Here is a 14072-nt window from a genome sequence, read left to right as displayed (position 1 = left end):
GCCGAAACCTACCTGCGGGTCGGAGACAAGCTCCCGCTCGTCGGCGTCGGCGGCATCGATTCGGCGGAAGCCGCCTGGACCAAGATCCGTGCCGGCGCCTCGCTGCTCCAGCTCTACTCGGCCCTGGTCTATGCCGGCCCCGGCCTCGTCGGGTCGATCAAGGCCGGGCTCGTCGACCGGCTGCGGGCGGCGGGGGCGACGAGCCTTCAGGACATCGTCGGACGCGATGCCGCGGCGCTCGCCACGACGCCGGGTTAGCACCGCCTCCGACCTGCCCCGACCGGGACGAGGACCCAGTCATGGACGAGCGACTGCCGCGCGGATCGGATATCGCGAGATGCGGTTCGATCCCCTCCCTACGATGACCGGCGCCATAGCGATCTACGAACAGGCCGGATTCGCGCCGATCGTACCCTATTACGGGACGCCCTCGGCTGGGACGATCTTCCTCGGGCGGTCGCTAGCGGGATGAGTGAGGGACAACGGGTTCGTCCTGTGAACGAGCCGCCTGTGTGGACGCCCCTCAATACCCCTTCGCGGCGATCGCCTCTGACCAGTTCACCGCGCGCCGCGCCATGCCGACGTGCTGGCGCTCGTACATGCGGCCCTCGACCTTGATGGCACCGCGCTTGGCGTTCTCGGGCTGGTCGAAGGCGTCGATCACGAGGGTCGCCCGGCGAACCTCCTCCTCGGTGGGAGCGAAGGACGTGTTGGCCGGCTCGAGCTGGTTGGGGTGGATCAGGGTCTTGCCGTCGAAGCCGAGGTCGCGCGCCTGGCGGCACTCGACGCGGCAGCCTTCGACGTCGGCGATGTCGTTCCAGACGCCGTCGAGGATGGTCAGGCCCTCGGCCCGGGCCGCGGCCAGGGTCAGCATCATCCAGGGCAGCATCGGCACGCGGCCGGGCACGAGTTGAGCCCAGGTGTCCTTTGCGAGATCGTTGGTGCCAAGGACGAAGCAGGTGAGCCGCGTGCGCCGGTCGCGCCGCGCCTTGGCGATCTCCTGGATGTTGAGGATGGCGGCCGGCGTCTCGATCATCGCCCAGATCGCGATGTCTTCGGGGGCGTCGAGGGCTTCGAGGTGATTGGCGATGCTCTCCAGCACCGCGGGCGAGGAAACCTTGGGCATCAGGATCGCGTTCGGCCGGGCCTGGATCGCGGCCTTGAGGTCGGATTCGCCCCACGGCGTCTGCGGGGCGTTCACCCGGATGATCAGCTCGCGGTCGCCGTAGCCGCCGTCCTTGACGGCGGCGCAGACCTGCTCGCGGGCGAGTTCCTTCTCGTCGGGCCCGACCGCGTCCTCGAGGTCGAGGATCAGCGAATCCGCCTGCAGCGTCTTCGCCTTCTCCAGTGCCCGTTTGTTGGATCCGGGCATGTAGAGGACGCTTCGGCGCAGGCGGAGATCGGACATCGGGCATTCCTTCGTGGCCGGGGCAGCGTAATGCAACGAGCCTGCCGGGACACCCTTCGGCAATGCGAAAGCGTGTCGATCCTGCAGGTTTGATACTGTTGCTCGATGCCGCCCACGCGGCGAGGTGGGAGACCTACGATCGCCCGCTCGCCTGGAACACGGTTCGTGGCGAACCAGAGTCCTTTCGATCCTCGGTCCAACACCGGGCATCGTCACATTAGATCTCACACAGAGGGTCGAGGTAATCGTGGACTGACGAAGCCTTAACGGGTTTGTATCAGCGTAATGGTTGTTTCGCCGCACGAACGGCCCAGCGGATGAAGTCCCCGTCCGGGTGAACGCATTCGCATTGGTCGAGATTGCGGCTTGGCCGAGCGGGAAGAGGCCATGAGTCAACTTCGTAAAGACATCGTCAGGACCTTCGAGAGTGCGCAGGATGTGGTCGTGAGCCATGCTCCCGGCCAGGACGGCCTGGCCGGCGCCCTGATGCGCTGGCTCGACGGTGCAACGCGATTCGTCGAGCCGCATCCGGTGATCGTCGAGGCCCGGCGCCTCGTCTACCAGGGTGCCGACGACGTCATCGAACTCGAGCGGAAGACCGGTCGCATCCTGAACCGTGTCGGACGCAGGCACGTCCTGTCTGCGTTGGAAGACATGGAGGTGGCGATCTACACTCATGGCCGCGCCAGCAGCGACGCCGACAGGGTTGGAATCGCGGTTGCCGGCAGCCCCATCTGACGCAGGCGATGCTCGACCCCGGGGCCGTCCGGCCGGATGCCACGGTCCGATTCGCCGCGGAGGTCAGCAGAGTCTTAACTCCTCCTGCCTACTTTCAGGGGATTGATGGTGAGCCGCAGGCGACGCCCCTCGGCGGGAGATCCCTTCACCCATGGCGGCTGCCTTCGCTTCGCTTCTCACGGATCTGGAGGCCTCGGTCGCTCGTGGCGGGCTGGGGCACGGCGAGACGCTGCTGCGCCGCCTGACCAACCTCTTCACCGACGAGGCGTCTCGCCTGGGCGAGGATCAGGTGGCGGCCTTCGACGCCGTGATCCTCCATCTCGCCGGACAGATGGACGATCAGGCCCGCATCGACCTTTCCGAGCGCCTCGCCGATGTGCCCAACGCACCGCGGGGGGTCGTACGCGATCTGGCCTTCGACGGCGTACTGGCGGTGGCGCGGCCCGTGATCGCCCGGTCGCAGCGGCTGGTCGAGGGAGATCTCGAGACCTTGGCGGCCAAGCGCGGCCAGGGTCACCTCATCGCCATGGCGGCGCGTGGCGCCCTCAGCCCGGCCGTGGCCGACCTCCTGGTGGCACGGGGCGACCCGGAGGTGGTGCGAGTGCTGGCCGGGAACCTGGGCGCACAGTTCTCGGTCGGCGGCTTCGCGGCTCTGGGCGACCGTGCCTTCTCGGATGCCGAACTCGGCGCGCGCTTGCGGACGCGCCCCGATCTTCCGACGTCCCTGCGCTCGCGCCTCGCCACCTTCGCGAAAGCCCATGCCGCAGAGCCCCTGCCGGTGCCTCAGCCCGCCGCACGCTCCGACGCGGTGCTGGCTGCGGAGGTCTTCGTCAGCACGCAGGCCCGCCGGATCGATATCGACGAGGCTGTCCTGATCGGGTGGCTCAAGACCGGTAGGGCGACGGAAGCGTTGGTGGCGCTGGCCCGGCTCGCCGGAATCCCGAGCGAGATGGCGATCGACGCCTACGAGAGCGGGAGCTACGACGCGCTGCTGCCGATCGTTCGCTCGCTGCGCTTTGGCTGGCGCATCCTGTCGAGTCTCGCCATCGCCAAGACCGGCCGCGAGCCGCCGCCGGAGATGATGCACGACGTGATGCAGGCCTTCCAGACCCTAAGCGTCGTGTCGGCCCAGGCGAAGGTCCGGGCGGCGGCCGCCCGCTACAAGCGCGGCTGAGAGCGGGACGGGCGCCGGGAAGCTGCGTGCGACCAGCCCCGGATAGGCGAGGGCCTGCCCGATCCCGCGGGCGCCCAGGAGCGCCAGGAAGGACAGCCAGAGGCCCGCATTGCCCCAGCCCGCGCCTTGGGTCGCTGCGAGGATCACGCCGTAGGCCAGGGTCGCGGCGAGCATGAGGTTGCGCATCGCCCGCGTCCAGGTCGCGCCGACATAGATGCCGTCGAAGGCGAACGGAACGGCCGCCGCGAGCGGCGCCAATGCCGCCGGGAGGAGGTAGTGCCGGGCCGTCTCCCGCACCTCGGCATTCGTCGTCACGGCATCGATGAAACGGTCGCCGCCGAGCCAGAACAATCCGGCGATGGCGCCCCCGAAGGCGAGGCACCACGCCAGGCTGAGCCGGGCCGCGCGGCGGAAGGCCCTCTCGTCGCGCGCACCCATGGCTTGGCCGCACAGGGTCTCGGCCGCGGTGGCGAAGCCGTCGAGGAAGAAGCCACCGACAAGGAAGAGATTCCACAACACGGCGTTGGCCGCGAGTGTCACGTCCCCGGCCCTGGCGCCGAGCGCGGAGAACAGCGCGATGGAGGCGACGAGAAGGAGCGTGCGGATCATCACGTCCGCGTTGACGCTGAGCATCCGCGCCAGCGCCAGGGGATCGCGGATCGCCCGCAGCGGCACCCGCAATGGCCGCGACCCGAGGCGTGCGAGGACGAACAACCCCAGACCGGTCCCGGCTGCCTCCGCGACCAGCGTCGCGAGCCCGGCACCCATCACGCTGAGGTCGGCACCGAGGACGAAGGCGAGTGTCAGGGCGATGTTGGCGAGGTTGATGGCGACCTGGATCGCGAGCCCGAGATCGGTGCGGCCACGGCCGAGCACGGAGCCGAGGATCGCATAATTCGCGAGGGTGAAGGGTGCCGCGAAGATGCGGACATGGAAATAGGCGGAGAGGCCCGCCACCACTTCCGTGCTCGCCCCGCTGACCCGGAATGCGATCGCGGCGATCGGGACCTGTGCCAGGACGATGGAGAGGCCGACGAGGGCCGCCGCAGCCAGGGCGCGGGCGAGTGTGCGGTCGACCTCACCCGGATCGCGCGCGCCGACTGCCTGCGCGGTGAGCCCGGCGGTCGCCATGCGCAGCGACCCGAACGACCAGAAGATCGCATCGAAGATCACCGCCCCGAGCGCCATGGCGCCGAGGAGCGCGGCGTCGCCGAGACGCCCGATCACCATCGCGCCGAAGAGGCCCAGCAGCGGCGTCGTCACATGCGCAAGGGTCATCGGCAGCGCGAGCGCGAGGACGCTTCGGCTGGTAGCGGGCGAGCTCGGGTCAGTCATCGCTGATCCCAATAAGGCACTACTTCGACACGGCGAAGAGCCGCGAGAGCAGCCACAGCGGCACCACCACGACCGCACCGGCGAGGATCCATCCGCCGAAATCCCGGAACGTGACGATCCCGAGATCGATCAGGTCTCGCAGGGTGTCGTAGGCGTGCCAGAACAATCGACCCGGGGTCAGGCCCAGCATCGCCATGCCGGCACCTACCAGGATCGACAGGAACAGGAGCTTCACGAGCACCGCCAGCGGCGATCCGCCGAGGAAGCGGTGGAGGGTCGAGCGCGAAGGAACGGGGCGCGGATAGACGTCGCCGTTCTGGTGCGCTCCGCGTTGGCGCGGGTCTTGGTCGAGGGTCATCGCTGCGGCTCCCTGCCTTCGATGCTCTCAGACCTGCCGAAGCGGGCAGAAGCGTGACGGAGATTCGGGAGTAGTACGAGCGTCGTCAAATGAGCCTGGCCGCTAAGAGGTGGTGACCACCGAAATCTGCCAAATCGAGCAAATCAAGGCACCACTTCGGTAATAGACCCATGAAGATTTCGGCGACTATTTTTCATATCTAGCATTTATCATTTCGAATGCTAACGTATCGACGACCGAGGGGCGGGCATGCGCGTCACGACAGTCGCGCCGGCCGGGTGAGGGAGGTGTCGTGATGACCACCGACACCGTGCGACGTGCAACGGCCGAGTTCTTCGGGACCTTCTGGCTGGTCTTCGGTGGCTGTGGAGCGGCCGTGCTCTCCGCAACCTTTCCGGAACTCGGAATCGGCTTTCTCGGAGTCGCCCTCGCCTTCGGTCTTACCGTCCTCACCATGGCCTACGCGGTCGGCCACATATCCGGCGGCCATTTCAATCCTGCGGTCACCCTCGGCCTGTGGTCGGCGGGGCGATGCGCGAACCACCACGTCGTGCCCTACATCGTCGCGCAGGTGATGGGCGCCATCGCGGGGGCCGGCATCCTCTACCTGATCGCGTCCGGGAAACCGGAATGGGTTCCGGGCGGCTTCGCCTCGAACGGCTACGGCGATCTCAGTCCCGGAAAGTACGGTCTCGCATCCTGCCTCGCGATCGAGTTTCTAGCGACCTTCTTCTTTCTCTTCATCATCATCGGGACCACCTCGAAAGGAGCGGCGGCGGGCTTTGCCGGTATCCCGATCGGTTTCGCGCTGGTCCTGATCCACTTGATCTCGATCCCGGTGACGAACACGTCCGTCAATCCCGCAAGGAGCACCGGTACCGCCCTGTTCGCGGGCAGCGATTATGTCGGACAGCTCTGGCTGTTCTGGCTCGCACCGCTCTTCGGCGCCCTCATCGCGGGCGCGCTCGCGAAATGGCTCTACGAACCGGCCGGGATCGCCGAAACTCTGATCATCGAGGAGCGGGTGAACTGAGGGATCGCAGCGGATCTCGGACCGGAGCCCATCCCCTCGACACGTCGCGGAGCGGCACCCTCCAGGGCTCCGCCCGACCCGGGTGGCGCGTCAAGAAAGCCGCGTCTGCCCTCTGCAATCGCGACAATCACCGGTTTCCCAGCGCTCTCAACGATGGCAAAGCTGTAGCAGCCGGTCTAGACCGGCTCCCCTCGCGGCTTCCGGTCTCGCGAGGTTTTCGCTCAAGGTGAGACTCTCGGTTCCATGATCGACCACGCCCTCTTCGACCCGGCGACGATCGAACCGGAGACCCTGCGCCTGAACGCCGAGATCATCGCTGCTCATGCGGCACAGGATGATCCCTGGTCGCTTCCCATCGCCGAAGTGCGAGCCCGCCGCCGCCGCGGCACGCAGGCCTCTCCGGCGATGCCGCGCAGCGCCCGTGCCGAGACCCTGACCATCGTGGGTCCGGGCGGTCCCCTCATGCTGCGCGTCATCCGTCCGTCGGCCAAGAAATGGCCCAAGGCCCGCGGCGCCTACCTTCACATCCATCGCGGCGGCTGGGTCTGGGGCGCGGCCGACGAGCAGGATCCGTGGCTGGAACGGATCGCCGATTGCTGCGGCTTCATCTGCCTGTCGGTGGAGTATCGCCTCGCCCCCGAGCACCCCTACCCGGCCGCGCTTGAGGATTGCGAGGCGGCGGCCCTGTGGCTGGCTGGACCGGGCAAGGCCGAGTTCGGCATCTCCGCGCTCACCATCGGCGGCGAATCCGCCGGTGCGCACCTCGCCGTGATGACGCTGCTGCGCCTGCGCGACATCCACAACCTGCCCCGCGCCTTCCGCGGCGCCAACCTCAATGCCGGCTTCTTCGATCTCGGCCTCACGCCGAGCGTGCGCAACTGGGGCGAAGAGCGCCTCGTCGTGAACACCCGCGACCTCACCACCTTCGCGAACGACTACGTCCGCGAGGGGATCGATCGGCGCCGCCCCGACGTCTCGCCGCTCTACGCCGACCTCACGGGCCTGCCCCCCGCCCTGTTCTCGGTGGGCACGCACGACCCGCTCCTCGACGACACGCTCTACATGTCGTCGCGCTGGGCGGCGGCGGGCAACGGCGGCCACACCGCGATCTATCCGGGCGGCTGCCACGTCTTCATCCGCTATCCCGGCGCCATGACCGGGCGGGCGCTAGAACTCATCGACCGCTTCCTCGCCGCCCTTGCCTGAGCCCGGGGCGCTGCCGGAGCGCTTCGCCGACTGGTTCGCTCAACGAGGGTGGCAGCCGCGGGCTCATCAGCTCGACCTCCTGGCGCTGGGCCGGGCCGGCCGCTCGGCGCTGCTGGTGGCTCCGACGGGCGCGGGCAAGACGCTGGCGGGCTTTCTTCCGAGCCTCGTCGACTTGGCCGAGCGGCCCGCCAAGCCCAAGGCGAAGGGTCTGCACACTCTCTACATCTCGCCGCTCAAGGCGCTGGCCGTCGACATCGCGCGCAATCTCGACCGACCGATTGCCGAGATGGGGCTGTCGATCCAGGTGGAGACCCGCACCGGCGACACGCCCTCCCACAAGCGCACGCGGCAGATCGCCAGGCCGCCCGACATCCTGCTCACGACGCCCGAGCAGCTCGCGCTGCTGATCGCGCACCGCGAAGCGGCCGAGCTTTTCTCGGAGCTGCGCTGCGTCATCCTCGACGAGTTGCATGCAATGGTCACCTCGAAGCGCGGGGACCTGCTGTCGCTGGGATTAGCGCGGCTGCATCGACTCAGTCCGGGGCTCACGGCGATCGGGCTCTCGGCGACGGTGCGCGAGCCGGACGACCTGCGGCGGTACCTCGTGCCGCAGAACAGTCCCAGCACACGCGCCTCTCCTCTCCCTTGTAGGGAGGAGGTGGAGGTGGGGGTGGTTCCGCCAGCCTCTACCCAGGGTCACCCAGCCACCCACACCCCCTCCCCACAGGGAGGAGGGGAGATGCCAATGGCCGACCTCGTCGTCGTCCAAGGCGGCGCACCGCCCGACCTCCACATGCTCGTCACCGGCCGCAACCTGCCGCTCGCCGGGCACACCGCCGGTCAGGCCATGCCGGCGATCTACGACCTGATCGGCCGGCACCGCACCGTCCTCGTCTTCGTCAACACCCGCCTTCAGGCCGAATACACGTTCCAGGAACTCTGGCGCCTCAACGAGGATTCGCTGCCGATCGCCCTGCATCACGGCTCCCTCGACGCCACGCAGCGTCGGCGGGTCGAGGCTGCAATGGCGGCCGGGCAGTTGCGTGCCATCGTCTGCACCGCGACCCTCGATCTCGGCATCGACTGGGGCGACGTCGACCTCGTGATCAATATCGGGGCGCCGAAGGGCGCAAGCCGGATCATGCAGCGGATCGGGCGGGCCAACCACCGCATGGACGAGCCCTCGAAGGCCTATCTGGTGCCCGCCAACCGCTTCGAGATCCTGGAATGCCGCGCCGCCCTCGACGCCGTCGAGGAGGCGGCCCAGGACACGCCCGACGCCCGCCTCGGCGCACCTGATGTGCTCGCACAGCACATCCTCGGCATGGCCTGCGCCGACGCCTTCGACCCGCTCGATCTCTACGCGGAGATCGTCTCGGCGGCGCCCTATGCCGGGCTGTCCTGGGAGGATTTCGAGGCGGTGGTCGATTACGTCGCCACCGGCGGCTACGCGCTGCGCGCCTACGAGCGCTTCGCCAAGATCCTGCGCGGGCCGGACGGACTGTGGCGGGTGCGCGACGCCCGGGTGGCGCAGCAATATCGCATGAACATCGGCACGATCATCGAATCGGCCAAGGTCAAGGTCCGCCTCGGCCGTACGCTGAGGGGCAAGCCAGGCACCGTCCTGCCCAAGACCGGCCGCGTTCTGGGTGAGATCGAGGAGGATTTCGCCGACAGCCTGACCCCCGGCGACACCTTCCTGTTCGCGGGCGAGGTCCTGCGCTTCGAGGGCCTCTCCGAGGACGAGGCGCTGGCGACCCGGGCGGGACCCGGAACCGACCCGGCGATCCCCTCCTATGCGGGCGCGAAGTTCCCACTCTCGACCTTCCTGGCCGCGCGGGTGCGCGCCCTCATCGCCGACCCGTTCGAGTGGGACCGGCTACCGGCCCAGGTCTCGGACTACCTCGTCCAGCAGCGGCGCCGCTCCGTGCTTCCTGGGCCGGACAACCTCCTCGTCGAGACCTTCCCGCGGGCCGGCCGATACTATCTCACGGCCTTCCCGTTCGAGGGACGGCTGGCCCACCAGACGCTGGGCATGCTGCTCACCCGTCGCATGGAGCGGGCGGGCCTGAAACCGTTGGGATTTGCGGCCAACGATTACGGCATCGCGATCTGGATGACGCGGGACGTGAGCGAGCGCATCGCCCTCGATCCCGGCTTCCTGGCGGCGCTGTTCGCCGAGGACATGCTCGGCGACGACCTCGAAGCCTGGCTCGACGAATCCGCCATGATGAAGCGCACCTTCCGGCAATGCGCCGTGATCGCCGGGCTGATCGAGCGGCGCCATCCAGGCCAGAAGAAGACCGGCCGCCAGGTCACGATCTCCACCGACCTCGTCTACGACGTGCTGCGCAAGCACCAGCCCGATCACCTCCTGCTGAGAGCCGCGCGGCAGGATGCGGCAACCGGACTCCTCGACGTGGTACGGCTCGGCATGATGTTGAGGCGCATCCAAGGGCGAATCACCCACAAGGCCTTGAGCCGCGTCTCGCCTCTCTCCGTGTCCGTCATGCTCGAGATCGGGCGCGAGCGGGTCTACGGCGAGGGCGCCGACGAGATTCTGGCCGAGGCCGAAGCGCAGCTTCTCGAAGAGGCGCTGACGTGAGCCCGGTGAACCGCCCGTTTCACGGCAACGAGGATGCGATCTTGGCGCTCGGCCAGAGACTCGAACGAATCCAAAAATCCCCCGGCCTGACGCTGGCCGGCGAAGCCTTGACCCTCGATCTCTGCGGCGGCCTCTGGCTCGCCCGGCATCGGACCCTGGTGGTCTCGGACCTCCATCTGGAGAAGGGCTCTTCCTTCGCGGCCCAATCCGGTCAATTCCTGCCGCCCTACGACACCCGGGAGACCCTGGCTTGCCTGCACGAGGTGATCGCGCGCCTCGATCCGGCCTGCGTCGTCGCGCTCGGCGACTCCTTCCACGATTCCCGCGGACCCGAACGGCTCGATCCGGGCGACCGCGCCCTCGTGGAAGTGCTGCAGGAAGGCCGCGACTGGGTCTGGATCGCCGGCAACCACGATCACGCCGTTCATTCCGGCGTCGGCGGACGCTATGCCGAGGTCCTAAACCTCGGCGGCCTCACACTCCGGCACGAGCCGAGCGCCGATGCGCCGGATGGAGAGGTCGCTGGCCACCTCCATCCCTGTGGCAAGGTCGCCATGCGCGGCCGCGCGGTGCGCCGCCGCTGCTTCGTCACGGACGGACGGCGCCTCGTGATGCCGGCTTTCGGCGCCTACGCGGGCGGTCTCAACGTGCGCAATCCAGCCTTCGATCCGCTGTTTCCCAAGGGGTTCACGGCGCATCTGCTCGGCGACGGGCGCATCTTCGCCATCGGCAAGTCGATGCTGGCGCGGGACTGATCCTCCCGGCAGGTTCTAAGGTCGGCGATCCTCGCTGCCGCCGAGGCGTTAGGCTGCCACCAGCAACGAGGCCCCCGCAACAGCCGAGAGCGCGAGCCTGAGGTGCCCGAGCCAGCGCGGGACGAGGCCGCGGCGCGGCAGGTCCTGGTCGACGAGCCCCCATCCGAGGACGAGAAGCCCTAGGACCCGCAGATCCCACGGGGTCGGGACCGCCAGCGCCGCCCAGGCGACGAGGGAGGGAACGATGGCGATGACGTAGTCGGCGTTGCCACCCTCGCGCGCAGCGGCGGCGCCCCAGCGGATGCCGCCGAGGAACGAGGCGATGATGGCGCCGTAGGCCGAGAGGATGAGCCGAGGCGACAAGCCGATCGTCCCGAGGCCACCATCGTTGCCGCTGATCGAGAGCGCCGCGAAGCCAATGAAGGGGATCAGACCACCGAGTCCGAGGATCACGGCAAGGAGGGGAACCGGTCTAACAAGCGCCATCGGGGGTCCCGGCTGTAATCGCGGCCCGGGATCGGACCTCGTATCGACAGACGGGTCTATTCGCACCGCAACCATTGGGTTCCGCAAGGCTGCCACGAAGCCCGAAGGTGCGACGGATCGCGGCGCGGCCCCTCTCTCCACCCCTCGCTCGGCCCTTGGCTGCTCAGATGCGACGCGGCGTCGCCGCGACCGCCGGTGTCGGCGCTCCGAGCAAGGTCATAGCAGCCGATGCCGTCGCTGCCGGCGGTTCGTTGGCGGCTGCATCGGGCACCCTCGCCTTGAAGGCCGCCGCGAGGCTGCGGGCCGCCGACAGATCCTTGGCCGCAAGCTTCTCCGCCACGTCGTCGCGCTTCTTGGCGGCATCGTCGTCGCCCTGGGCGGCGGCGGCGGCGAACCAGGCATAGGACTGCACGAGATCCTGGGGGACGCCGAGGCCACGGGCGTAGAGGACCGCGAGATTGTACTGGCTGTCGCGCACGCCGTGCTCGGCGCCGCGGCGGAACCATTGCGCGGCGGTCGTGAAATCGGGCTTGCCCGTCGCGCTCGTGTTCTCGGCGAAGATGACCGCGAGGTTGTGCATCGAGCGCACGTTGCCCTGCTCGGCCGCCCGTCCGTACCAGAGCTTGGCCTGGGCGAGATCGCGGGCTACGCCGAGACCCTTCTCATACTGCCCGGCGAGCTTGTACTGGGCCGGAGCGAAGCCGGCCGAGGCCAGCGTCTCGAAGAGCTTGGCCGCCATGGCGAGGTCGCGGGTCAGGCCACGGCCTTCCGCCGCGCGGGAGGCCAGATCGTAGATGGCGGTGCCGTCACCCTCCATGGCCGCCTTCTTGAGCACGGCGAGGGCGGTGGGAAGGCCGGCGAGGTCTCCCGCGAAGGCACCCGTCTCGGCGACCCGCGGCACGGCCTTGCGGCCTGTCGGCTGCGGCGGCTTGATGCCGCCCTGCGCCGGATCGACGGTGGGTGTGGGCGCCGCGTTCGAGGTCGCGGCCGATTGAGGCACTTTCGCGATGGATTGCGTGGTCTGCGGTTCTGCCGGCGGGACGGGATCGGTCGCGCGCTTCTCCGATTCCGCGACCGCCTCGCCCGCGGACGCGGCTGCGTCGGCGGCTGATGGCGGGCTCTGGGTCGCTCCGTCCAAGGTCACGACCGAGCGGTCGTCACCCTTGGGAACGTCGGCCGAGGTGAGGATGCGAATCCCCTGGAAGGTCCCCAGTGCCAGGACCACGGCGGCGAGGCCGAGAAGCAGGTGCTTGCGGCGCTTGTCGATCGCGGCGCGCATTCCTCCGGTGCGGGTCGAGGCCGGCTCGCCGTCGGCAGAGCCGGACGCCTCCGCGGGGGCCGAGCGCTGGCCATCGCGCATGCGGCTCTTGGGCGAGGTCTCGTCGGCTTCCGCCTGAGCCGCCAGGGCGGCGCGGCGGGCTGCCGCGATGAAGTTCGACTTGATCTCGCCGGTCGAGGGGGCCGCGACCTCCGGCTCCGCCTGGTCCGGCGTCGCACCGAGGCGCGACCGGTTGGGCCGGCCTGCACCCGGCTCGAGGATCTCGTCCTTGGCCCGCGACCATTCGGCCGGGGTTTCGGCCGGGGCGACCGACGCCTTCGGCATCTCCGGACGGCGACCGGCGGCATTCGCGCGGACGGCGCTCGTGATCGCGTCGGGCTGGGCCGAGGGGCGGGCCTGCGGCTGCGGCGGGGTCGCAGGTGCATTGCCGCCGAAATGGGTGGACAGCCGGTCGAGGGCCGCGTGGACGCCGTTGAGGGTCGTGAGCATCCGCTGCTCGGAGGCGGCCTGCTGCGTGCGCAGGTCGGCGAGGCCCGCCCGCAGGGAGCCGATCTCGTCGCGGGAACCGCCCTTGGCCACCGGCGATGCGACCTGTGCGAGGAGGTCGTTCATCGCCCGTTCGAGGCCGGCGATGGCCGGATCGGTCCCGCGGGTCTCCATGCGCTGCGACAGCGCGAGGATCTGCTTTTCCAGCGCGTCGAGCCCTTCGCCGGAACTACCGCCGGCCCCGACCCGGTCGACCTTGTCGACGAGGTCGTGAAGCATGGCGTGGATGGTGGCGAGGTCGCCGCCGGGCAGAGCCGGCCGGCGCAGGGTCTCCCCCAGATCCTCGAGCCGCCCGATCAGGTCGCCGACCGGGTTGACGCCGACCCGGTCGACCTTCTCGGAGAGCGCGTCGATGCGATCGATGATGGAGTCCGATCCGTCGGCAGACGTGCCGCCGCCGAGGGCGTCGAGCTTGCGGCCCATCGCCTGGATCTGCTGCTCGATGCCGCTGGTCTTCGGGGTCCTGAGATCGGTGCGGATCTCCTCCAGCAGAGGCTGCAGCTCGGCCATGCGGCTGGCGCCGTTCGCCGCCTCGCCTTGGAGCGTCGCGACCTGAGCGCTGAGGGCCTGGAGGCCGTGGGCGAGGCTCTGGATGCGCTCGGGACCGGCGAGAGCCGCCACGAGCCGGCGGATCTCCTCGATCTCCGCGAAAAGGCCGCCCAGGGCGTCCCGGTCGGCATTGCCGGACGTCCCGACGCTGAGAGCTTGGTCGAACTTGACGGCCAGGCGCTCGACATCGCCGGCGACCCGGGCATGAACGTTCTCGGCCACGTCTTCGGCGAGACGGGAAACCTGGATCTGAATCCGCGCGATCGGTTCGACGATGTCGGCGAGATCGGCAGGCTTCTGCGCCTGCTGGATGCCGTCCGCGAGGCTCAGCATCGCCTGTTCGAGGGCGTTCACGTCATGGCCGGTGGCCAGACCACCGATGCAGTCGCGCAGGCGGCTGGTCTCGATCTGCAATTCGCTGATCGACGAGGATGGAGGGGGCGGGAACGCGGCGGCCATTCCGGCGGCGAGGTTCTGCTGCATCGCGGCGACGGCGCCCGGGGCGGACTGCCGCTCGTCCAGCTCGCGCTGGCGCTGGCGGATCTCGCCGACGGCGTCGGCCACCTCGACGGCGACGGGCCGGCCGCGGCGTCCGGGCGG

At 69.2% G+C, this 14072-nt stretch carries 12 protein-coding genes and 1 pseudogene; 8 read left to right on the top strand and 5 right to left on the bottom strand.

Annotated elements, in window-relative coordinates; genetic code table 11:
• A pseudogene (locus ACFE7U_RS03925) lies at positions 1-258 on the top strand (dihydroorotate dehydrogenase (quinone)); the annotation flags it as partial.
• Between the two features lie 79 nt (positions 259-337).
• Positions 338-472, top strand: coding sequence for a hypothetical protein (locus ACFE7U_RS03920; RefSeq protein WP_375408424.1), 135 nt, complete (start codon positions 338-340; stop codon positions 470-472).
• Positions 473-523: 51 nt separating this feature from the next.
• Here ACFE7U_RS03920 and ACFE7U_RS03915 read toward each other — a convergent pair whose 3' ends face one another.
• The gene (locus ACFE7U_RS03915) at positions 524-1408 is read right to left on the bottom strand and encodes an HpcH/HpaI aldolase/citrate lyase family protein (RefSeq protein WP_375408423.1); all 885 of its coding nucleotides are present in this window, start codon (positions 1406-1408) and stop codon (positions 524-526) included.
• A gap of 387 nt (positions 1409-1795) precedes the next feature.
• Here ACFE7U_RS03915 and ACFE7U_RS03910 point away from each other — a divergent pair, with 387 nt between their 5' ends.
• Both ACFE7U_RS03910 and ACFE7U_RS03905 read left to right on the top strand, forming a co-directional pair.
• The gene (locus ACFE7U_RS03910; RefSeq protein WP_375408422.1) at positions 1796-2146 is read left to right on the top strand and encodes a hypothetical protein; all 351 of its coding nucleotides are present in this window, start codon (positions 1796-1798) and stop codon (positions 2144-2146) included.
• A gap of 151 nt (positions 2147-2297) precedes the next feature.
• The gene (locus ACFE7U_RS03905; protein WP_375408421.1) at positions 2298-3320 is read left to right on the top strand and encodes a DUF2336 domain-containing protein; all 1023 of its coding nucleotides are present in this window, start codon (positions 2298-2300) and stop codon (positions 3318-3320) included.
• Here the strand turns inward: ACFE7U_RS03905 and ACFE7U_RS03900 are convergent.
• Together ACFE7U_RS03900 and ACFE7U_RS03895 are read right to left on the bottom strand one after the other, a co-directional pair.
• A complete protein-coding gene (locus tag ACFE7U_RS03900; RefSeq protein ID WP_375408420.1) occupies positions 3258-4655 on the bottom strand; it encodes an MATE family efflux transporter in 1398 nt (465 codons plus the stop codon). The genes ACFE7U_RS03905 and ACFE7U_RS03900 overlap by 63 nt on opposite strands.
• Before the next feature lie 19 nt (positions 4656-4674).
• Complete coding sequence (locus ACFE7U_RS03895) at positions 4675-5013, bottom strand: DUF6460 domain-containing protein (RefSeq protein ID WP_375408419.1); 339 nt, start codon at positions 5011-5013, stop codon at positions 4675-4677.
• Positions 5014-5308: 295 nt separating this feature from the next.
• On the opposite strand from ACFE7U_RS03895, the gene aqpZ reads away from it, so the two are divergent.
• The 4 genes from aqpZ to pdeM all read left to right on the top strand — a co-directional run bounded on the left by aqpZ (position 5309) and on the right by pdeM (position 10612).
• Positions 5309-6046 carry an aquaporin Z gene (aqpZ, locus tag ACFE7U_RS03890; protein WP_375408418.1) on the top strand — a complete coding sequence of 246 codons (738 nt, stop codon included), beginning with the start codon at positions 5309-5311 and terminating at the stop codon, positions 6044-6046.
• 243 nt (positions 6047-6289) lie between these two features.
• Positions 6290-7252, top strand: coding sequence for an alpha/beta hydrolase (locus tag ACFE7U_RS03885; RefSeq protein WP_375408417.1), 963 nt, complete (start codon positions 6290-6292; stop codon positions 7250-7252).
• The gene (locus ACFE7U_RS03880; protein WP_375408416.1) at positions 7245-9857 is read left to right on the top strand and encodes a ligase-associated DNA damage response DEXH box helicase; all 2613 of its coding nucleotides are present in this window, start codon (positions 7245-7247) and stop codon (positions 9855-9857) included. Before ACFE7U_RS03885 ends, ACFE7U_RS03880 begins: the two co-directional genes overlap by 8 nt.
• Positions 9858-9898: 41 nt before the next feature.
• Entirely contained in the window at positions 9899-10612 is a 714-nt protein-coding gene (pdeM, locus tag ACFE7U_RS03875) for a ligase-associated DNA damage response endonuclease PdeM (protein ID WP_375408451.1), read from the top strand.
• 48 nt (positions 10613-10660) lie between these two features.
• On the opposite strand, the gene ACFE7U_RS03870 is transcribed toward pdeM, so the two are convergent.
• Together ACFE7U_RS03870 and ACFE7U_RS03865 are read right to left on the bottom strand one after the other, a co-directional pair.
• On the bottom strand, positions 10661-11098 hold the full coding sequence (locus tag ACFE7U_RS03870; RefSeq protein ID WP_375408415.1) for a DUF3429 domain-containing protein: 438 nt from the start codon (positions 11096-11098) through the stop codon (positions 10661-10663).
• A 163-nt stretch (positions 11099-11261) separates the two neighbouring features.
• A partial coding sequence (locus ACFE7U_RS03865; protein ID WP_375408414.1) for a tetratricopeptide repeat protein occupies positions 11262-14072 on the bottom strand: 2811 nt, incomplete at its 5' end.

The sequence above is a fragment of the uncultured Methylobacterium sp. genome (assembly GCF_964251405.1).
In the GTDB taxonomy this organism is placed as follows: Bacteria; Pseudomonadota; Alphaproteobacteria; order Rhizobiales; family Beijerinckiaceae; genus Methylobacterium.
Note: the sequence above shows the minus strand (reverse complement) of the source record. Positions and strands in the feature narration are given on the sequence as shown.

Coding starts and splice junctions, on each gene's coding strand:
- ACFE7U_RS03920 (WP_375408424.1), top strand. CDS start 338: ATGCGGTTCGATCCCCTCCCTACGATGACCGGCGCCATAGCGATCTAC.
- ACFE7U_RS03910 (WP_375408422.1), top strand. CDS start 1,796: ATGAGTCAACTTCGTAAAGACATCGTCAGGACCTTCGAGAGTGCGCAG.
- ACFE7U_RS03885 (WP_375408417.1), top strand. CDS start 6,290: ATGATCGACCACGCCCTCTTCGACCCGGCGACGATCGAACCGGAGACC.
- ACFE7U_RS03900 (WP_375408420.1), bottom strand. CDS start 4,655: ATGACTGACCCGAGCTCGCCCGCTACCAGCCGAAGCGTCCTCGCGCTC.
- aqpZ (WP_375408418.1), top strand. CDS start 5,309: ATGACCACCGACACCGTGCGACGTGCAACGGCCGAGTTCTTCGGGACC.
- ACFE7U_RS03895 (WP_375408419.1), bottom strand. CDS start 5,013: ATGACCCTCGACCAAGACCCGCGCCAACGCGGAGCGCACCAGAACGGC.
- ACFE7U_RS03905 (WP_375408421.1), top strand. CDS start 2,298: ATGGCGGCTGCCTTCGCTTCGCTTCTCACGGATCTGGAGGCCTCGGTC.
- ACFE7U_RS03870 (WP_375408415.1), bottom strand. CDS start 11,098: ATGGCGCTTGTTAGACCGGTTCCCCTCCTTGCCGTGATCCTCGGACTC.
- ACFE7U_RS03915 (WP_375408423.1), bottom strand. CDS start 1,408: ATGTCCGATCTCCGCCTGCGCCGAAGCGTCCTCTACATGCCCGGATCC.